At 63.9% G+C, this 19,772-nt stretch carries 20 protein-coding genes; 5 read left to right on the top strand and 15 right to left on the bottom strand.

The window, feature by feature from the left end; all coding sequences use genetic code 11:
- The first annotated feature begins 61 nt into the window (after positions 1–61).
- Positions 62–1,495 carry a DHA2 family efflux MFS transporter permease subunit gene (locus tag RPG13_RS25100; protein ID WP_337126262.1) on the top strand — a complete coding sequence of 478 codons (1,434 nt, stop codon included), beginning with the start codon at positions 62–64 and terminating at the stop codon, positions 1,493–1,495.
- A gap of 249 nt (positions 1,496–1,744) precedes the next feature.
- Here the strand turns inward: RPG13_RS25100 and RPG13_RS25095 are convergent, their stop codons facing one another.
- From RPG13_RS25095 to RPG13_RS25035, 13 genes are all read right to left on the bottom strand, one after another.
- Positions 1,745–2,632, bottom strand: coding sequence for an amidohydrolase family protein (locus RPG13_RS25095; protein WP_185928306.1), 888 nt, complete (start codon positions 2,630–2,632; stop codon positions 1,745–1,747).
- Positions 2,632–3,708 carry a vWA domain-containing protein gene (locus RPG13_RS25090; protein WP_337127052.1) on the bottom strand — a complete coding sequence of 359 codons (1,077 nt, stop codon included), beginning with the start codon at positions 3,706–3,708 and terminating at the stop codon, positions 2,632–2,634. Before RPG13_RS25090 ends, RPG13_RS25095 begins: the two co-directional genes overlap by 1 nt.
- A 53-nt stretch (positions 3,709–3,761) precedes the next feature.
- Positions 3,762–4,643, bottom strand: a complete 882-nt coding sequence (locus RPG13_RS25085) for an AAA family ATPase (protein WP_337126261.1) — start codon at positions 4,641–4,643, stop codon at positions 3,762–3,764.
- Between the two features lie 9 nt (positions 4,644–4,652).
- Complete coding sequence (locus RPG13_RS25080; RefSeq protein WP_337126260.1) at positions 4,653–5,663, bottom strand: xanthine dehydrogenase family protein molybdopterin-binding subunit; 1,011 nt, start codon at positions 5,661–5,663, stop codon at positions 4,653–4,655.
- Position 5,664: 1 nt separating this feature from the next.
- Complete coding sequence (locus tag RPG13_RS25075) at positions 5,665–7,032, bottom strand: xanthine dehydrogenase family protein molybdopterin-binding subunit (RefSeq protein WP_127293466.1); 1,368 nt, start codon at positions 7,030–7,032, stop codon at positions 5,665–5,667.
- 14 nt (positions 7,033–7,046) lie between these two features.
- Positions 7,047–7,529 (bottom strand): (2Fe-2S)-binding protein, encoded by a 483-nt coding sequence (locus RPG13_RS25070; protein ID WP_127293468.1) that lies wholly within the window; start codon positions 7,527–7,529, stop codon positions 7,047–7,049.
- 50 nt (positions 7,530–7,579) lie between these two features.
- Positions 7,580–8,374, bottom strand: a complete 795-nt coding sequence (locus tag RPG13_RS25065) for an FAD binding domain-containing protein (protein ID WP_127293470.1) — start codon at positions 8,372–8,374, stop codon at positions 7,580–7,582.
- Between the two features lie 31 nt (positions 8,375–8,405).
- Positions 8,406–8,849, bottom strand: a complete 444-nt coding sequence (locus tag RPG13_RS25060; RefSeq protein ID WP_127293472.1) for an SRPBCC family protein — start codon at positions 8,847–8,849, stop codon at positions 8,406–8,408.
- A 103-nt stretch (positions 8,850–8,952) separates the two neighbouring features.
- Complete coding sequence (locus RPG13_RS25055; RefSeq protein ID WP_127293474.1) at positions 8,953–9,780, bottom strand: AraC family transcriptional regulator; 828 nt, start codon at positions 9,778–9,780, stop codon at positions 8,953–8,955.
- 445 nt (positions 9,781–10,225) lie between these two features.
- On the bottom strand, positions 10,226–11,212 hold the full coding sequence (locus RPG13_RS25050) for an IS5 family transposase (protein WP_126103272.1): 987 nt from the start codon (positions 11,210–11,212) through the stop codon (positions 10,226–10,228).
- A 92-nt stretch (positions 11,213–11,304) separates the two neighbouring features.
- Positions 11,305–12,072 carry an SDR family oxidoreductase gene (locus RPG13_RS25045; protein ID WP_127293476.1) on the bottom strand — a complete coding sequence of 256 codons (768 nt, stop codon included), beginning with the start codon at positions 12,070–12,072 and terminating at the stop codon, positions 11,305–11,307.
- Positions 12,073–12,177: 105 nt separating this feature from the next.
- Positions 12,178–13,176, bottom strand: coding sequence for an ABC transporter permease (locus RPG13_RS25040; protein ID WP_126105818.1), 999 nt, complete (start codon positions 13,174–13,176; stop codon positions 12,178–12,180).
- A gap of 40 nt (positions 13,177–13,216) precedes the next feature.
- The gene (locus RPG13_RS25035) at positions 13,217–13,957 is read right to left on the bottom strand and encodes an ATP-binding cassette domain-containing protein (RefSeq protein WP_095482940.1); all 741 of its coding nucleotides are present in this window, start codon (positions 13,955–13,957) and stop codon (positions 13,217–13,219) included.
- 430 nt (positions 13,958–14,387) lie between these two features.
- On the opposite strand from RPG13_RS25035, the gene RPG13_RS25030 reads away from it, so the two are divergent.
- Together RPG13_RS25030 and RPG13_RS25025 are read left to right on the top strand one after the other, a co-directional pair.
- On the top strand, positions 14,388–15,377 hold the full coding sequence (locus RPG13_RS25030) for a sugar-binding protein (RefSeq protein ID WP_095482939.1): 990 nt from the start codon (positions 14,388–14,390) through the stop codon (positions 15,375–15,377).
- Between the two features lie 135 nt (positions 15,378–15,512).
- Positions 15,513–16,310: a FadR/GntR family transcriptional regulator gene (locus RPG13_RS25025; protein WP_095482938.1), complete on the top strand. Its 798-nt coding sequence runs from the start codon at positions 15,513–15,515 to the stop codon at positions 16,308–16,310.
- A gap of 207 nt (positions 16,311–16,517) precedes the next feature.
- On the opposite strand, the gene RPG13_RS25020 is transcribed toward RPG13_RS25025, so the two are convergent.
- Positions 16,518–17,444: an NAD(P)-dependent oxidoreductase gene (locus RPG13_RS25020; protein ID WP_127293478.1), complete on the bottom strand. Its 927-nt coding sequence runs from the start codon at positions 17,442–17,444 to the stop codon at positions 16,518–16,520.
- A 155-nt stretch (positions 17,445–17,599) separates the two neighbouring features.
- On the opposite strand from RPG13_RS25020, the gene RPG13_RS25015 reads away from it, so the two are divergent.
- On the top strand, positions 17,600–18,496 hold the full coding sequence (locus tag RPG13_RS25015; RefSeq protein WP_095482936.1) for an NAD-dependent epimerase/dehydratase family protein: 897 nt from the start codon (positions 17,600–17,602) through the stop codon (positions 18,494–18,496).
- Positions 18,497–18,596: 100 nt separating this feature from the next.
- Positions 18,597–19,373: a FadR/GntR family transcriptional regulator gene (locus RPG13_RS25010; protein WP_127293480.1), complete on the top strand. Its 777-nt coding sequence runs from the start codon at positions 18,597–18,599 to the stop codon at positions 19,371–19,373.
- 45 nt (positions 19,374–19,418) lie between these two features.
- Here RPG13_RS25010 and RPG13_RS25005 read toward each other — a convergent pair whose 3' ends face one another.
- The gene (locus RPG13_RS25005) at positions 19,419–19,706 is read right to left on the bottom strand and encodes a DUF3175 domain-containing protein (protein ID WP_095482934.1); all 288 of its coding nucleotides are present in this window, start codon (positions 19,704–19,706) and stop codon (positions 19,419–19,421) included.
- Positions 19,707–19,772: the final 66 nt, after the last annotated feature.

Here is a 19,772-nt window from a genome sequence, read left to right as displayed (position 1 = left end):
TTTGCCGGACAATTGCCTGGTTCCCAGTGGCGCGGGAAAAACCTCTCGTACAGGCCTGCGCATGACCGCCATTCCCGAAAACGAAGCCTTGCCCGAAAGCGCGACACAGGCGCGCCGCGTGGCGCTGATCGTCGCCGTTGCCTTCTTCATGCAGCTCCTGGATTCGACGATCATCTCGACGTCGCTGCCGCAGATGGGAGAATCCTTCGGCGTGCCGGCGCTGGCGATGAGCATCGGCATCACCGCCTATATGCTGACCATGGCGGTGTTCGTGCCGCTGTCGGGCTGGCTCGTCGACCGCTTTGGCGCGCGCAACATCTTCCTCGTGGCGATCGCGCTGTTCACGCTGGCCTCGATCGCCTGCGGCGTCTCGCAGAACCTGACCCAGTTCGTCGCCGCACGTGCCGTGCAGGGCCTGGGCAGTGCGCTGATGACGCCGGTCGGCCGTATCCTGGTGCTGCGCAACGCACCGAAGTCCGAGCTGCTCAATGCCACGGCGCTGATCACCTGGCCGGCGCTGTTCGCGCCGGTGGTCGGGCCGGTGCTCGGCGGCTTCATCACCACCTATCTCTCCTGGCACTGGAATTTCTTCATCAACATCCCGCTCGGCGTGGCCGGCCTGGCGCTGGTCGCCCGCTTCATTCCGGGCGACCGCGAGTCCGAGACCAAACCGCTCGACTGGCCAGGTTTCTTTTTGACCTCTGTCGGGCTTGCTTGCCTGCTTTACGGTCTCGAACGCATCGCGCATGTGGAAGACGGCGCCTTGCCGACCGTGGCGCTGCTTGCCGCCGGCATCTTGGTCGGCTGGCTGGCGGTGCGGCATCTGGCGCGCGCCAAAAATCCGCTGCTCGATCTCACAGCGTTCAAGGTGCAGACTTTCGCCCTATCGACGCTGTCGGCCGGCACCATTTTCCGGGTCGCCATCAACGCGACGCCGTTCCTGCTGCCGCTGCTGTTCCAGGTCGGCTTCGGGCTGAGCCCGGTCGATGCCGGCATGCTGATCCTCGCCTATTTCCTCGGCAATCTCGGCATGAAGACGGTGACGACGCCGACGCTGAGGCGCTTCGGTTTCCGTTCGGTTCTGATCATCAACGGCGTGATCGCATCCCTGTCGATCATGGCCTGCGCGGCGATCTCGCCGCAGACCCCGCAAGCGCTGGTGGTGGCGCTGATGCTGATCGCCGGACTGTCGCGTTCGATGCAGTTCACTGCGCTCAACACGCTGGCCTTCGCTGATGTGGCCCCGCCGCAGCGCAGCTCGGCGGCGACGCTGTCCAGCATGCTGCAGCAGGTGGCGATGCTGTTCGGCGTGGCGATCGCCGCGGCGCTGCTCAACTTGTCGCAGATCGCGAGGGGCGGGCCGGCGCTCGACCTCACAGACTTCCGCCTCGCCTTCCTGGCGATCGGCGCTATCGGGCTCGCGGCCTCGTTCCGCTTCCTGGCGCTGCCACCGGCCGCGGGCGCCGAGGTCTCGGGTCATCATCCGCAGAATTGAGACCGGCGGCAGTTGTCCGTCCTGTGTCGGCGGAGGCGGGGAGCTTTTCCTTCTCCCCTTGTGGGAGAAGGTGGATCGGCGCGTGGCGCCGAGACGGATGAGGGGGTGTTGGAAGAAATGCAGCGTAAAAAGATCGAGGGATTTTAAGTGCTTAGTTCTTCAAGATAGCGATCCTTCCAGCACCCCTCATCCGACCGAGCTTCGCTCGGCCACCTTCTCCCACAAGGGGAGAAGGAAAGGGGGGCTGCGCTACCCCGGCCGATATACCTTCTCCGCAGTGTTCCAAAAGATGTTCGCCTCGGCGGCCGCGCCGTGCTTGGCCACCGCCTCCCGGTGCGCCTTGATCAGTTCGGCGTGGCTGGTCCAAAGTTTCTCGATTGGGAAGTTCGAGCCGAACATCAGATGATCGCTGCCGAGCATGTCGATCGCGTTGTCGACGATGTAAGCGATCAGCGCCGGGTCGTTGCGGTGGACGAAGGTGCCGAGGCCGGAGAGCTTGGCATAGAGGTTGGGCGCGGCTGAAAGCGTGCGCACTCCGGTCTTCCAGGCCTCCGTGGTCTCCGGGTCCATGCCGGTCAGCATGCCGGCATGGGTGAGGATGAAATTCGTTTCCGGGTTCTCTGCGACAAGCGTCAGCCCGTCCTTCATCTGGGCCGGGAAAAGCTGCAGGTCGAAGGACAGGCCATAGTCCTTCAGCCGCGCCACATTGGCCCGCACCTTCGGGTCGACGACCTGATCGGGCGCGGCGGCGAAGCGGAAGGCCGGCGTTTCGTGCCAGTGCAGCTGCATGCGCACGCCGCGCAGCAGCGGATATTTTTTCAAGCGATCGATCTGGGGGCGGACATCGTCCACCGTCATATCGGCATAGCCGACGATGGCATGCGGCCAGCCGGTTTCGTCAGCTGTCTTCTGCAGGAAGGCGACTTCGGTCTCGAAATCCTCCTTCGCCCAGTTGGTCTGGACATAGACCGCCTTCTCGACGCCGGAGCCTTTCTGATCGGCCAGGAATTCCTCGATCGGATAGTCGCGGCGGATCGGTTCATAAGGTCCGAAGATGCGCGGCACCATCGGCCCGCGCAGCCAGGGCTGATCCTCTTGGCGCCAGATGTGGAAATGCGCGTCGATCGCCTTTTGCATCATGAAGCCCTTTTCCAGATTGCTGCGGCCGCCGGAGCGGGGCGGGCGAGCGACAGGATGAAATCGGAGAGACCCGAGATCGACGAGCCGTCGACCAGATCGTCGAGCACCGGCAGGATGGCGCGAAGTGCTGCCGTCGCCGGCTGGAAACGCGGATCGCCGGCCAGCGGCGTCGCCAGCGAAAGCCGGAAGGCGCGGGCGCTCAGCCGACGCATCGCCGTTTCCAGCTCGGCATGATCGCCGCGCTCCAGCGCGTCCGACAGGATGACAATCGCTGCCCCGCGCGCGAAAGCGGAAAAGCGCGGCACCGACAGGAAGGCGAGCAGCGTCGGTCCCATCCGGGTGCCGCCGTCCCAGTCGTCGACCAGCGCTGCCACGCGGGCCAGCGCCTGGTCGCGGTCGCGGATGCGCAACGCCCCGGTGATGCGGGTCAGCCGCGTGCCGAAGGTGAAAATTTCAGCCCGGTCTGCGCCCTGCACCGCCGCATGCGCCAGTTTGAGATAGTCCGATGTATGCAGCTTCATCGAGCCCGACACGTCGATCAGGATCAGCAGCTTGCGCGGCACGGTCTGCCTGCGGCGCAGCAGCGGCGATGGCACGTCGCCGTCGGCGCTGACGATTTCCCGCAGCGACCGGCGCAGATCGAGCTTGCCGCGCGCGTGCGCGCGCACGGTGCGGAAGGAGCGGCGGGCGGGCAGGGCGGCGGAAAGCTTGCGGCGGAAGGCGGCCAGCCCGTCGCCGTCGCGCTGAAAGTCGCGGGCGCTCAACTGTTCGGCGCCAGACGATAGCTCGCCACCTTCCTCCTGGCGCGCCACCTCGCTCTCTTCGTCGCTGGAGCCGCCGTCGTCCTTGATGCGGGTTTCTTCGTCGGCCTCGCCTTCGACCGCGGCCGCGGTGTTGCCGTAGAAATGGCTTTGGAAATGCGCCTCGAATTCGTCGCGGCGGTCGGGCGGTGGCGCCAACGTGGCAAGGGCGGCCTCGTGGATGTCATTCATCGAGCGCGGGCCAAGCAGCGTCACCGCCTGCATGAAGCCGGACACCTGCTCGGGCGCCACCGGAAAGCCATAGCGGCGCAGCAGCCGTCCGAAGCCGAGCAAGGGCGCAGCCGCCCGGGGCAAGGCTGTGGCGCTCACGCCAGTGCCTCCTCGACGATCCGGCCAAGCTCAGGCGCGATGTAGGACAGATCCTCCTCGTCCTTGATCAGCACGCCGATGGCGCGGCGGAACGCTTCCGGCCACGGGCTGCCGCCTTTTTCGAGGATCGTCGCGGCGTTCGCCCATTCGACCGCTTCGGCGATGCCCGGCGGCTTGGCCAGCGGGCGGGCGCGGATGTCGCGCACGGCAGAAGCCACGGCACGTGCGGTCGCCTCGGCGACTTCACCGGCGCGCAGCATGATGATCTCGGCCTCGCGCTCGGCGCCGGGATAGGTGATCCAGTGGTAGACGCAGCGCCGCCGCAGCGCTTCCGCCAGCTCGCGGGTGCGGTTCGAGGTCAGGATGACGATCGGCTGCGCCGTCGCGTGGATGGTGCCGCGCTCGGGAATGCTGATCTGGAAATCGGAAAGGAATTCCAGGAGCAGCGCTTCGAACTCATGGTCCGAGCGATCGATCTCGTCGACCAGCAGCACGCGTTTTTCCGGCGCCTTCAGCACCTGCAGCAGCGGCCGCGCGATCAGAAAACGGTCGTCATAGATGTCGACCTCATGCTCGCCGGCATGGCGGATTGCGAGCAACTGGCGCTGGTAGTTCCATTCGTAGAGCGCATGCGCGGCATCGATGCCCTCATAGCATTGCAGCCGCACCAGATCGCGCCCGAGCAGCTCGGCTATCGCCTTCGCCGCTTCCGTCTTGCCGACGCCGGGCGCGCCTTCGAGCAGCAGCGGCTTGCCCAGCCTGATCGCCAGGAAGATGGCGGTCGCCAGGCTCTCGTCCGCCAGATAGCGCGAAGCGGCGAGGCGCGATGCCACCGCCTCCGGCGAGGTCGCGACAGTTTCGGCGCTTCTCTTGGGCATTTCCAACACTCAGTTTGGCGCGCCGGCTTGCGCCTTCAGCGCCCGTAGGATGCGCTCCGGTGTGATCGGCAGCGTGTCGATGCGCACGCCGACGGCGTCGAAGACGGCGTTGGCGACCGCCGGGATTTGCGGGTTGGCGCACATCTCGCCCGGCCCCTTGGCGCCGTACGGGCCGTCGGTCGAGGGCCGTTCCAGCACGATGATCTCGGTTTGCGCAAGATCGCCCGGTCCCGGCATCAGATACTGGTTGAAGTCTGTGCCGCCATGGTCGCGGTTGGGATAATAGGGTTCGGTCGTCTCGTAGAGCGCGTGGCTGATGCCCATCCACGAGCCGCCGACGAGCTGCTGCTCGACCATTTTCGGGTTCAGCGCGCGGCCGATCTCAAAAACGTTCTTCACGGTCAGCACGGTGACTTCGCCGGTCTCATCATCGACCTCGACTTCCGCCACCGCGCAGGCATGGGCATAACAGGTCGACGGCTTCATCGCGCCGGTTTCTTTTTCGGGGTACGAGCGCGGGATGAGGAACATGCCGCGGCCGGAAATCGAGCGGCCGCGCTTGAAATGCGCCGACAGCGCGACATCGAAGATCGAGATCGATCTCTGCGGCGCGCCCTTGACCAGGATGTTACCCTGGCCGTCGGTCTCGAGGTCCGACGCATTCACTTCCAGTTCCTCGGCCGCCACTTCCAGCATCACCTGGCGCGCTTCCCTGGCCGCCTGGATGACGGCGTTGCCGGCGCGGTGCGTGCCGCGCGAGGCGAAGGTGCCCATGCAGTGCGGGCCGGTGTCGGTGTCGGCGGTGTCGACGACGACGCGGTCGGTCGGCACGCCGATCGTCTCGGCGCAAATCTGCGCCATGATCTGTTTCATGCCCTGGCCGAGATCGACTGATGACAGCGTCACCATGAAATTGCCGGTCGGCGTCGAATGCACTAGCGCCTGGGTCGGGTCGCCGCCGAGGTTCATGCCGGTCGGATAGTTGATCGCGGCAACGCCGCGTCCGCGCCTGATCGCCATCTCAAGCTCCCTTCGTGTAGGACGACATGGAGAGGTACTTTTCCGCCACCGGCCAGTTGGCGGCACGCGAGGCTTCCTGCATGCACTCGATCAGCGCAGCGCCTTCGGTCGGCTGGCGATGCGCCTTCATGTCGCCGTCGCGGTAGGCATTGATGAAGCGGAATTCGAGCGGGTCCATGCCGATCAGCCGGGCGAGCTTGTCCATCTGCACTTCCAGCGCGAAATCGCCGATGGTGACGCCGAAGCCGCGCATGGCGGAGGAGGGGGTGCGGTTGGTGTAGACGCAGTAGGTATCGATCCAGACGTTCGGGATGGTGTAGGGACCAGGATAGTGGCCAGCGCCCTTCTGCGCGCCATAGGGTGAGTGGCGCGAATAGGCGCCGGCATCGGTATAGCCGGTGACCTTGCGGGCGACGATGCGGCCGTCCTTCATGACGCCGTCCTTGATGACGACCTTTTCCGCTGCGCGCGGCGAGGAGATCTGCATCTCCTCCTCGCGGCTGTAGATGAAGGAGACCGGACGCCCGGTCAGCTTGGCGCCGAGGATGGCGATTGGCTCGACGATGACGTCGACCTTGCCGCCGAAACCGCCACCGACGGTGCCGCCGACGAAATGCAGCTTGTTGCCGGGCATCTGCAGGATGATCGAGGCATTGTCGAGGGTGAAGAACATCGCCTGCGTGTTGGTGTAGCAGGTGAAGCGGTCATTGCCCTCTGGGGCGACGATGCAGCCGGTCGTCTCGGTCGGCGCGTGCTCGATCGGCGACGACTGGTAGGTTTGTTCCAGGATATGGTCGGCCCCGGCGAAACCGGCCTCGACATCGCCGAAGCGCACCTTGCGGCATTCGCCGCTGTCATAGAGGTAATAATTCTGGCCGTGATATTCGTTCACTATCGGTGCGCCGGGCTTCAGCGCTTCCTCCATGTCGAAGACGGCCGGCAGCACCTCGTAGTCGACCTTGACCTTGGCCGCCGCTTCCTGTGCGGCACGCTCCGTCTCAGCCAGCACCGCCACCACCGCCTCGCCCTTCCAGCGCACCTTGCCGTCGGCCAGCACCGTCTCGTCTTCCGGCCCGATCTGGATCAGGATCAGGATGGTGTAGACATTGTGCGGCACATCCTTGGCGGTCAGGATTTTCACCACGCCCGGGTGCTTCTCGGCCTCTGATATGTCGATGCTGCGGATGCGGGCGTGGTGGTGCGGGCTGCGCACCATCTTCAGATGCAGCATGCCGGGAAAATTGCGGTCGGCGAAATAGGCGGTCCTGCCGGTGACATGACCGGGTGAATCGGAGCGCGGCCGGGGCTGGCCGATCTCGTGGAGATCATCCTTGCGCTGGTCGGCGAAATAGCTCTTGCGGAGTTCCATCTTTTTGACTCCCCTCAAGCCGCGTGCTGCGAATTGGACCGTGCGGCGGTCAGCACCGCCTGGATGATCGGCTCGTAGCCCGTGCAGCGGCAGATATTGCCCGACAGCGCCTCGACAACATCCTCGCGGCTGGGGTTCGGCGTGTGGTCGAGCAGCACCTTGGCCGCCATGATCATGCCCGGCGTGCAGAAGCCGCATTGCGTGGCGAAGGCGTCGAGGAAGGCGCGCTGCAAAGGATGCAGCACGCCGCTCTCCGAAAGCCCCGACGTCGTGGTGATGGTCGCGCCGTTGCAGGTCTCGGCCAGCGTCAGGCAGGATAGCCTGAGTTCGCCGTCGATGATGACCGAGCAGGCGCCGCATGTGCCTTGGTGGCAGCCGCCTTTCGGCGAGGTGTCGTTGATCTTGTCGCGCAATGCGTTGAGCAGCGTCGTTCCGCTGTCGATGAATTCGGCCTTTTCCGCGCCGTTGAGCGTGAACTGAACCGGGACCTTTGCCATGTTTTCCTCCTTGCGCTCAGCCAAGCAAGCGCGCGCCCCAATGAGCAATTTCAGCCGAGCAGCAGCCGGCCGAGATGGACTGGCAGGACTTCATTGCGATACCAGGCACTGGCGATCGGATCGGTGACGGGCGAGGTGCCATCGCTCGCGACAGTCAGTGCCGGCGCGATGCCGTCGCTGGTCAGCGTCCGGCCTACCAATGCCTTCTCCGCCGCCTTCGCACGCATCGGACGGTCGGCCATGCAGCCAAGCGCGATCCGCGCCGAAGACACGGTGCCGTCCGGAGCCTGCTCCAGCACGGCGGCGATGCTCAGCACCGAGACGCCCTTCGGCTTGACCCTCGACACTTTCAGGAAACGAAGGCCGCCATCTGCCGGAAGGGTGAAGCCGACCGCGGTGATGATGGCGTGGTTGCTTTCGCGTTTTGCCAGGAAGGTTTCGATCGGTAGGTCGCCCCCATCGGTGCTGACGGTGGCATCCAGTGCCAGCAGCGCGACGGTGAAATCGCCATAGGGCGCCGGGGCGAAGAGATTGCCGCCGACTGTCGCCATGTTGCGGATCGCCGGGCCGCCGACGGCGCGCGCCGCGCCGCTAAGCGCAGCGAGATCCGGGTGACGGGCGATCGCCGCCATGGTCACCGAAGCGCCGATGCGGACCTCGCTGCCGGAAACGGTGATGGCCGACAGCACCGGTTCGGTCGACCTGATAAGGCTGGAGACCGAGACATCGCCTTCATTGGCGGCGCGCACGACCAGCGTGCCGCCGCCGAGATAGCGGGTGCCGGCGGCTTTCAGCGCCGCATTCGCGTCCTTGACCGTCGAAAAAGTCTGCAATGCAAGCGCCATGGAACGCTCCTGTTTGTCAGCCCAATTCAGTTCAACCTTGACCGGTGAAATGATTCTTCAGGGCGTTGAAGCCGCCCTGGAAAACGTTGGCGCCCATGCCCTCGGCCAATTTGTCGGCCTCTTCCGGAGCAGCGTCGAAGCTGGCGGTCCATTCGGCATAGGTGCGGTCGCCGTCGGTCACCCGCCGCAATTGCAGTGTCGCCTTGTGATTGGTGAGCGGCTGCGGCGTCTCCAGGATGGAATAGCTGACAAGGAAATTGTCGTCGGAGAAGTCGAGCAGCTTTTCGCGGATACGGGCGCCGCTGGCGAGCTCGAAATTGCGCACGCAGCCGATCGTGCCGGCATCCTTGCCGTCCTCGATATGGCTCTCGACCATGCGCGGGTGCCAGCTCGGCAGGCCGTTGAAGTCGCGTATGCGCGCCCAGACCTTTTCGACCGGTGCGTCGATGACGCTGGAGATGGTGACTTTCGCCATATGATCGTTCCCTTGCGAATATGTATGTCGCGAGGGTAGGGCGGCGAGCCCGGCGGCGCTTATCAATGCGTCTTGAACGCCTATCAAATAGTCTGAAAATGGTTCAGGAAATGGCCCGCGCCGCCTCGCGATAGAGTGTCGGCGGAACGCCGACATGGTCGCGGAAGAAGCGCGAGAAATTGCCCTGCGTGGTGAAGCCTAGATTGCAGGCCACTGAGATCAGCGGCTCCTGCGACCACTGCAACTGCCGCACCGCTTCTTCCATGCGCAGCGTGTTCCAATAGACGTTGGGCGTCAGATTGGTCTGCTCCTTGAACAGCGCGAAGAAATGTGGCCGCGACAGGCCGACGCTGCGCGCCACGTCATCGAAGCAGATGCGCTCGCAGACATTGGCCTTCATCAGCTGGATCGCCTTGCGGACGCGGAAGTCCTGCATGGTATGGACGCGGGCGCGCGTCACCGGCGGAGCCGAAGCGTCGGCAGCATCGAGCACGCTGTCGATGAAGCGTTCGATCTCGTAATTGGCGATGTCGTCGATGCTCTCATTGTCGCTGAGATGGTCGAGAAGGTTGGCTGCCGCCTTGTGCAGCCAGGGCTCCAGTGTGATCGCCGGCGTCGAGAACAGCGGCGCGGCGGACGGCAAATCGCGGCGGCGGCGCGCCCAGTCCGGATCGATGTAGAAGGCGAGGAATAGGCCGGGCCGGCCGTCGCGAGACAGAGCGTGGCTGTGCGGCTGAAAGGAATTGATGCCGGCGGCGGTGCCCGGCCCAAGCCGCACCGTCTCGCGGCCGATTGTCATCTCGCCGGCCGTACCTTCCAGCCAGATGATGATGTGCGCCTCGACATGGGCATGGGTGACGAAGTCGCTGGCGACGTTCAGGACAGAAACATGTCCGAACCGGCCCCAGTAGAGCCTGATCGCTTCCGTCATGGGTATATCCTCCCGCAGGCGACTGGCCTCCCTTCGCCTGCAATGGGGATAGTGCGGCGCGCTTCATGTCCGCGTCAAGGCGCATGCGCACGCCTGGCGCCTGCGATAAGCTATAGCAGCGGATTTTCAGACTGAGCGATAGCTTAGCGCCCCTTCTCCCCTTGTGGGAGAAGGTGGATCGGCGCGTTAGCACCGAGACGGATGAGGGGTGTTGGAAGAAATGAGGCGGTGGATCTTTGCTATTGCCAAGCTGGAACACCCCTCATCCGACCTCGCTTCGCGAAGCCACCTTCTCCCACAAGGAGGGCTTTGCACGGGGAGCGAAGTGGATTTCGGTGGTCAGTGAGGGCCTTTTTGAAGGCCGGCAGAGCGGTTTTCCGCGGCCCTTGCGGGGCCTTTGTCGGTTTAGGCAGCCATCCTGCCGGATTGTGGACGCACTCCTCCCTCATGTCCGCCTCTCATCGGGTGGATAGAGGACGCCAATCATGGTGCGCAGATTGTAAGCGCAGGCGGCCAGTATGCACTGCGTGCGGTTGGTGGCGAGGTTGAAGAAGCGCAGGCGTCGCATGCCGTAACGCTCCTTGAACACGGCGAAAGGCCGCTCCACTGCCGCCCGCACCTTGGCGATCAGCCGGTTGCGCAGCTTGTGGCGCGGCGGCAACTCGGGGTGATGCTTGTTGGGCCGCCGCATCAGCCGGTCCTTAATGTTGGCGGCGGCGAGCCGGGCATGGCGGGCGTGGGTGTAATAGGCTTGATCGCCATAGGCCGCCTTCTCGTCGCCGCAGATCAACTGGTCGGCCGGCTCGGTGTCGGTGACCGAGGCGTCGCTCGCCTCGACACGCCGGATCAAGGTGTGCTCCTGGTCGACGCCGATGTGCATCTTGTAGCCGAAGGTGCTCTTCTTGCCCTTCTTGCCCCAACGCGCATCCTTGTCGGCCGACGGCTTGACCGGACCTTGGTGGCCCTTCTTCGGCTGCTTGGGCGGACGGCCACGAGCCTGCAGGAACGTGGCATCGACCAAGGTGCCGCGCTTGACGATCAGGCCCTTCTCCTCCAGCTGACGGTTGATCTCCTCAAAGACCTTGTCGATCAGTCGCTCACGCGTCAGCTCCTCGCGGAAGCGCCACAGTGTCGAATGGTCGGGCGTGCGGTCCGAAAGGCTGAAACCGGCAAAGCGGCGGAACGACAATCGGTCCCGGATCTGCGCCTCAAGCGCCGGATCGCTCAGCCCATGCCACATGCCCAGCAAAAGACAGCGCACCAGCGGTTCCGCCGGATAGCTGGTGTTGCCCGAGCCAGGACCGCTGCGCTGACCCAGCAATGTTCGGATCGGCGCCCAGTCCAGTTCCTTCGATACTAGGTCGAAAATCGTCTCATCCGACGCCGCCAGACCGTCCGCCAGACTCAACTGACCCAAAACACGATCCGCCATCCCGAATCTCCCTGCTCCAACCTTCACCACAGAATCACCGTTCGGCTTCTGTGCAAAGGTCTCACAAGGGGAGAAGGTGAAGGCGCCACCTCTCAAACCGACGCGGTCAGGCCGCCGTCGACATAAAGCGTATGGCCGTTGACGAAGGACGATGCATCCGACGCCAGGAAGACCGCGGCGCCGATCAGTTCATCGACATTGCCCCAGCGTCCGGCCGGCGTGCGCTTCTCCAGCCAGGCAGAAAATTCCGGGTTGTCGACCAGCGCCTGGTTCATCTCGGTGCGGAAATAACCGGGCGCGATGGCATTGATCTGCAGGCCGTGTTTCGCCCAGTCGGCGCACATGCCCCTGGTCAGGTTCCTGATCGCGCCCTTGGTCGCCGTGTAGGGGGCGATGCCGGTTCTGGCGAGCTCGCTTTGCACCGAACCGATGTTGATGATCTTGCCTTTGCCGCGCGGGATCATGTGCCGGGCCACCGCCTTGCCGGCGTGGAAGGCGCCCGAGACATTGGTCTTGAACAGGCGCTCCCACTGCTCCTCGGGAAAATCCTCGAGCGGGGCGCGGAACTGCACGCCGGCATTGTTGACGAGGATGTCGATGGCACCGATCTGGGCCTCGATCCGGGCAATATCCTCATCGACTGCATGAAAATCGGTCACGTCGAAGATCGAGGCATGCGCCTTGAATCCGGCGCCGTCCAGCCTTGCCACCGCACCAGCGACCTTGCCCGGATCGCGGCCGTTCAGCACCACGCTCGCGCCATGCTCGGCAAGGCCCCGCGCCAGGGCAAAGCCGATTCCTTGGCCGGAACCGGTGATCAGCACCAGCCGCCCGTCGAGGCTGAAGAGGGATTTCACCATCAGACTGTCTTTTGTTTGACCATGGTCTTATCCGAACCGAAGGTCAGCGCCGCAAAACCGACTTTTGCTTTCGCTGGCGCGGACCTTCGGTTCGGGATCATGGTCCTATTCGTTGCGCCTGAAATTGCGTAACCGGTCGAACAGGACCGCCATCAGAATAGCGCCGCCAATAAAGGTACCTTGCCAGAACGCATTGATGCCGAGCAGGCCGAGACTGTTGCGGATCACCTCGATCAGCGCTGCGCCGACGACGGCGCCAAAGGCAGTACCCATGCCGCCCGCCAAATTGGCGCCGCCGATGACGGTGGCGGCGATAACCTGAAGCTCCATGCCGTTGCCGAGATTGGTGGTGACGGCGCCCAGCCAGCCGGTCTGGATGATGCCGGCAACGCCCGCTGCCAGCGCCGAGATCATGTAGACCGCGACCTTGATCTGGCGCACCGGAACGCCGGTCAGCGTCGCCGCATGCTCGTTGCCACCGATGGCGAAGATGTGCCGGCCGAATTTCGTCCAGCGCAGCACGAAGCCGGTGATCAGCGCCAGCAAGATGGTGTAGAGCACCGGATTGGCGATGCCGAACACCCAGGCGCCGCCGCCCAACGCCAGAAGCTTGTCGTGATCGGGCCCGAACTGGAAGACGACGGTGTTGTTGGAGGCGACCATGGCCAGGCTGCGGGCGATCGACAGCATTCCGAGCGTCACCACGAAGGGCGGAAAGCCGAGATAGGCGATCAAAATGCCGTTGAAGGCGCCGATAATCAGCGCTGTCGCGATCGCAGCGGCGATGCCGACCTCGATGCCGTAGCCGGCATGCATGGTGACGGCCAGCACCATCGAGCACAGGCAAAGCACCGAGCCGACCGACAGGTCGATGCCGCCGGTGATGATGACGAATGTCATGCCGAGCGCAACAATGGCGACGAAGGTGACGTTGCGGGTGATGTTGTACAGGTTCTTGGTCGTGGCGAAGGAATCCGTGGCCACGGACAGGAACAGACAGGCGAGGATGACCGCGATCACCACCCAGAAAGTCTGGCTGGCAAACACCCTGCTCAGCAAAGTGTGCTGTTTCTGCGCGATCGTCTGGTCAAGAGTTACTGCCATCGTCGACCTTTATTTGCTTGCGTGGTGGAACCCGCTGACATCAAACCTGTTCGATGGCGCCGGTAATGAGCCCGGTGACTTCCTCGGGCGAACTCGACGCGATCGTCTTGTCGGCGACCTTGCGGCCGCGCCGCATGACGATGACGCGATCGGCAACATCAAAGACGTCTGGCATGCGGTGACTGATCAGCACGACCGCAATGCCCTGGTCGCGCAGATGGCGGATCAGGTTCAGCACCTCGGCGACCTGCCGGACCGAGATCGCCGCCGTCGGCTCGTCCATCAGCACGATCTTGGCTTGCGAAAGCATGGTGCGGGCGATCGCCACCGCTTGCCGCTGGCCGCCCGACATCTGCTTGACCAGGTCGCGCGGGCGGGTCTCGGATTTCAGCTCGGCAAAGATCTGGCCGGCGCGCTTGTACATCGCGGCGTAGTCGAGGATGCGAAACGGGCCGATGCCGCGGCGCAGCTCGCGTCCGAGATAAACATTGGCGGCGGCCGTCAGATTGTTGCACAGCGCGAGATCCTGATGGACGATCTCGATGCCGTGCTGGCGCGCCTCCACCGGCTTGTGCAGGATCAGATCCTTGCCGTCCATCTGCATCGTGCCATGGCTCGGGGGGAAATTGCCGGCGATCATCTTGACCAGCGTCGACTTGCCGGCGCCGTTGTCGCCCATCAGGCCGACCACCTGTCCGGCCTCGATCGAGAGCGAAACGTCGTTGACAGCCTGGATGGCGCCGAAATGTTTCGAGATATTGGTGAGTTCGAGAACCGACACCAGACTGCTTCCTCCCCGTGCTTTCGGCCAGCGGTTCTGCCGCGGCCCTCGCTCTTTCCCGGCCCCTCCCGGAAACAGCGCTTTCGCCCATTTACGCACATGCCCCCTTGGCGTCAACAGTGGCTTCTTTCGAAAAATCCGTTTTGTAGGACAAATAGCAATTGACGTTCGTCGCAAGCCGATATTAGCTAAGCGTCGGAGGAGATTATGCCGATCTCCTGTTCCGGCTCGCCGGGCGGAGTAGGCGGAGGTTTATCGGTCGAGGATCTGGCAGCGTCCGTATCGCGCTGGTCTGCTACCGCATCTGGAAATGCTTATCGGCCCGGCTTGGCGACACGAGCGCTCGCGAAACGAACCTCTGTCATCGCTTGATCCGGGCTGGTCTGTGTGGCGGGCACGCCGTGTCCGTCTGTTTCAAGGGAGGACTGACATGAGGAAATCACTATTGCTCGCCGCCGTCGCCGTCATGGCGTTGGGTGCCGGGCCGGCTTTGGCCAAGAAACAGCTCGTCATCGTGGTGAAGGGGCTCGACAATCCGTTCTTCGAGGCCATCAACCAGGGTTGCCAGAAATGGAACAAGGAAAATGCCAGCTCGGAGTATGAGTGCTTCTACACCGGCCCGGCATCGACCTCGGACGAGGCCGGCGAAGCCCAGATCGTTCAGGACATGCTGAGCAAGCCCGATACAGTGGCGATGGCCATTTCGCCGTCCAACGCGCCGCTGATCGCGCAGACGATCAAAAGCGCCAATCCGTCGATCCCGATCATGACGCTCGACGCCGACCTCAGCAAGGAAGATGCGGGGCTGCGCAAGACCTATCTCGGCACCGACAACTACCTGATGGGATACAAGATCGGCGAGTACATCAAGAAGGGCAAGCCGGATGGCGGCAAGATCTGCACCATCCAAGGCAATCCGGCGGCCGACAACATCCTGCGCCGCGCCCAAGGCATGCGCGACGCGCTTACAGGCCAGAAGGATCTCCCGGCGCTCGCCGGCGAGGGCGGCTGGACCGAAGTTGCCGGCTGCCCGGTGTTCACCAATGACGACGGCGCCAAGGGCGTGCAGGCGATGACCGATATCCTCGCCGCCAATCCCGATCTCGACGCCTTCGGCATCATGGGCGGCTGGCCGCTGTTCGGCGCGCCGCAGCCCTATCGCGACCTGTTCAAGCCGATGGCCGACAAGATCGCCAAGAACGAGTTCGTCATCGGCGCCGCCGATACGATCGGTGATGAAGTGGCCATTGCCAAGGAGGGTCTGGTGACCGCGCTGGTCGGCCAACGGCCGTTCGAGATGGGCTACAAGGCGCCCTCGGTGATGATCGACCTGGTCGAAGGCAAGCCCGTCGCCGATCCGGTCTTCACCGGTCTCGACGAGTGCACCAAAGATACGGTCGACACCTGCATCCAGAAGTAGGTTCGCAGTTTTCGGGGCGTCCGATCGACGGGCGCCCCGTCACGCCGGTTCATGAAACGTGCGAGGCGACATTGCCGGGGCGAACCGCTCCTGCTTTGCCGCGCCTTGAGTTCAGCCTGCACCGGGGGAACGTGGATGCCGGACGCAAGACCGAAAAAGCGACTTACCACGGTCAAGGAACGGGCCAAGATCAAGGCACGGGCCGCCCGTCCGGTCGGCGCTCGCCGTGCCGACGCGGCGCTGATCCCCGGATCGAGCGTGCATGCGTCGCTGGCCAACGAGATCGGTCTTCGGATCGTGCGCGGCGACTATCCGCCGGGAACCATCCTGCCCAACGAAGCTAAATGGTCGGAGACCTTCGACGTCAGCCGCTCGGCGGTGCGCGAGGCGATCAAGATGCTGATGGCCAAGAGCCTGCTGGCCTCGCGCCCCAAGATCGGCAGTTGGGTCGAGCCGAAAGAGCGCTGGAACCTGCTCGATCGCGACGTGCTCGCCTGGTACGCGACGGCGCCCGATCGCGAAATGTTCCTGCGCACGGTGCAGGAGTTTCGTCACATCATCGAGCCGGAAGCCAGCGCCTTTGCCGCGATCCGGCGTAGCGACGAACAGATGGCCGAGATCAGCCAGGCCTGCCGGGAGATGGGGGAGGCGGCGACGCTGCCGGAACGCACCCGCGCGGATACCCGTTTTCATCTGGCCATCCTGCGTGCCTCGGGCAACGATCTCCTGGTGCCGCTCGGCGTGCTGATCGAATCGGCGCTCGACCACCTCTTCGTTTTCGTCACGCGCGAAACCAGCGACCAGCCTCGGGCGCAGGCGCTGCATGAGGCCATCGAGAAGAACATCCGTCTCCAGCGGCCGGCTGCAGCCCGCACGGCAGTGCACAGACTGCTCGCCAACACTGACGACGTTATCGGACGGTCACGGCGGTAATTCATCCAGCAAGGCTGGCGCCGTCTGCCCCTGCCTTACGTTGGCGATTGGCGAAAGCCGAAGTGACGTCCAATCTCCCCCCCCTTGCGGGGGAGATCGGCCGCTTCGCCGACCGCGCCTACTCCGGAATGAGGGTGCCCGGCAGGCAGCCGAGGGGGCAGCGCCAGCCTTGACCAAACACTAAGGTCGGTCACCTCAAATCTTCTACTACTTGCCGTCCTTGCTCGGTGTCAGGTCGACGCCGTTGATCTTGCCGATATGCGTTGCCAGCATCGGCACATATTGATCGGCGGGCCCGGCGGCGAAGGCGCCGGCGAAGGCGTTCTTCGTGGCATTGCCGAGCGGGTTGGCGATGCCGGCAGCACCCGCCATCGATTCGAGATAGGTGAGGTCCTTGAAGGCGTTGGCGATGGTGAATTTGTGCGCGTCGCGGTCGCCTTCGAGCGTCCAGCGCATGAAGGTCTGGTAGAAGCCGCAATCCATGCGGCCGTTGCGGATGACGCTGTCGAAGCGCGGCGGCGAGATGCCGACCTTCTGCGCCAGCGCCAGCGCCTCGGAATAGATCGCCGCATAGCCCAGCGAGATGAAATTGTTGAGCAGCTTCATGCGGTGGCCGTCGCCGGTGTCGCCGATATGAACGATGCGCCCGGCCCAGGTGTCGAGCACCGGCTTCAGCCGGGCAAAGACCGCGTCGGACGCACCGACCATGGCGTCGAGCGTGCCCTCCCACGCCTCCTTCGGCGTGCGGCTGAGCGGGGCATCGACATAGTCGACGCCGAGCGCCTTGAGTTGGGCGGCAAGCGCTACGGTCGAGGTCGGATCCGAGGTGGAGCAATCGACGACCACCGAGCCCTTTTTCAGGCCCTCCTTGAGGCCGCCGGGTCCGCGGATGATGGCTTCGACCTCGCGCGAGCCGGTGACGCAGATGAAGACGATATCGGATGCCGCTGCGACATCGCGCGAGGTCGCCGCTTCCTTTGCGCCACGGCCGAGCAGGTCTTCCGCCGGAGCGCGGTTTTTGCGGCCGAGAAACGTCAGGGGATAGGCTTTGTCGACGATGTTCTTCGCGATCCCGTGGCCCATCAAGCCAAGTCCGATGAAGCCGATCTTTTCGCTCGCGGCAGTCGTGTTCATGTCGTGTCGTCCTGTGTTGCTGATGTCGATGACGGCGCTGCGCTTTGGCAGGCGAATTGTTGAAGCGGGTTTTTGCCGCAGACGGTTGGCAGGCGATTGCGGAATGCCATATTGTCTGACAATACACATGAATCCTACGGAATGTGGAGAGCAAAATGACCAAGCGGATCATGTTCACCGGCGGCAGCGGCAAGGCCGGGCGTCATGTCGTGCAGTATCTGGTCGAGCAGGGCTGCCAGGTGCTCAACATCGATACCAAGCCGCTCGACAATCCCAAGGTGCGCACGCTGATCACCGATATCACCGACAGCGGGCAGGTGTTCAATGCACTGTCCAGCTATATGGGCCTGCACGAGTTCGACCCGTCGCTGCGCGCGCAGCCGGTCGATGCCGTGGTGCATTTCGCGGCGATCCCGCGCATCATGATCACGCCCGACAACGAGGTGTTCCGCATCAACGCGCTCGGCACCTACAATGTCATCGAGGCGGCGGTGAAGCTCGGCATCCGTAAGGTGGTGATCGCCTCCAGCGAGACGACCTATGGGCTGGTCTTTGCCAACGAGCCGCGCGACCCGACGCATTTCCCGCTCGACGAGGACTATGATGTCGATCCGATGGACAGCTATGCGCTGTCCAAGATCGTCAACGAGAAGACGGCGCGTGCCTTCGCGCTGCGCAGCGGCATCGACATCTACGCTCTGCGCATCGGCAACGTCATCGAACCGCACGAATATTCGCTGTTTCCGAAATGGTTCGCCGATCCGGGTTTCCGCAAGCGGATCGCCTGGAGCTACATCGACGCGCGCGATCTCGGCCAGATCACGTTGCGCGCTATCGAGAAGGACGGGCTCGGCTATCAGGTGTTCAACGCCGCCAACGACGACACTTCGTCCGACCTGCCGACGGCCGAACTGCTGAGGCGGTTTTATCCTGACGTGCCGGTTAAGGGCGAACTTGGCGAATACGAGACGCTGCTCTCCAACCGCAAAGCGCGGGACGTGCTCGGGTTTCGTCCTGAGCATAGCTGGCGGAAATACGTCAAGACGGCCTGACAGGGCGTCGATCCTGGCTGATCTGTGCACGGCGGCCGGGTTTCCAACCCGGGGTCTTTCCCGTGCTTGACAGTCTTCGGAATCCGGACTTTGTGAGCACATGCGGGACGGCAAGCCGAATAAGGGAAAAACACCGGCCAAGGCGGCGTCCGCCGAGCGCCCGACCGCCGTTCGCCGTGCGGATGCGGCGCGCATGCCTGGATCGAGCGTGCATGCGTCGCTGGCCAATGAGATTGGTCTGAGGATCGTGCGCGGCGACTATCCGCCGGGAACCATCCTGCCCAACGAAGCCAAGTGGTCGGAGACCTTCGACGTCAGCCGCTCGGCGGTGCGCGAAGCGATCAAGATGCTGATGGCCAAGAGCCTGCTGGCCTCGCGCCCCAAGATCGGCAGCTGGGTCGAGCCGAAAGAGCGCTGGAACCTGCTCGATCGCGACGTGCTCGCCTGGTACGCGACATCGCCCGACCGCGAGGTGTTCCTGAAAACGGTGCAGGAGTTCCGCCACATCATCGAGCCGGAAGCGACCGCCTTTGCCGCGATGCGGCGCACGGACGAGCAGATGGCTGAGATCAGCCAGGCCTGCCGGGAGATGGGGGAGGCGACGACGCTGCAGGAGCGCACCCGCGCCGATACGCGTTTTCATCTGGCCATCCTGCGTGCCTCGGGCAACGATCTCCTGGTGCCGCTCGGCGTTCTGATCGAATCGGCTTTCGATCATCTGTTCGCCTATACGACGCGGGAGCTGGACGATTTGCAGCATGCGCAGAAGCTGCACGAGGCGATCGAGAAGAGCATCCGCCTGCAGCGGCCGGATGCGGCGCGCAACGCGGTCCGCAAGCTGTTGGCCAACACCGACGGCGTCATCAAGTCGCGCTGACAAAGCGTGTCGGATGTCGCGCCCGCGAAGTTTCCTGCCGGCGCCTTAGTCTTCTCTCGGGCGTCCAAACGCTGCGCGCAGTTCGTCCTTGGCGTCCTCCAGCACTTTCTTCTGCTTGGCCGGCAGGTTCTTGCCGGCACGGTTGATGTAGAAATTCAGCATCGACATGGCGGACTGGAACGGCTCGGCCTTGCGCCGATCGCTGTGCTCGGCCGATCGCTTGAGCGAGGCCGCGATCTTCTTGGGGTCGTGGGATTCGAAGACATGTTCCTCAAGGTCCAGCGCATCGCTGTGCTCGTTCACCTCGGCCGACCATTTCCTTTTCGCGGTCATGACAACCTCCTTCCATCGGTGAGTTAATGGAAAACTCCGGGACGGCGGCCACTGTTCCATTTCAGC

Origin of the sequence: Mesorhizobium sp. ISC15 (genome assembly GCF_037162615.1) — a bacterium.
Taxonomy (GTDB): Bacteria; Pseudomonadota; Alphaproteobacteria; order Rhizobiales; family Rhizobiaceae; genus Mesorhizobium; species Mesorhizobium mediterraneum.
This window is presented reverse-complemented; position numbering and strand designations above follow the sequence as displayed.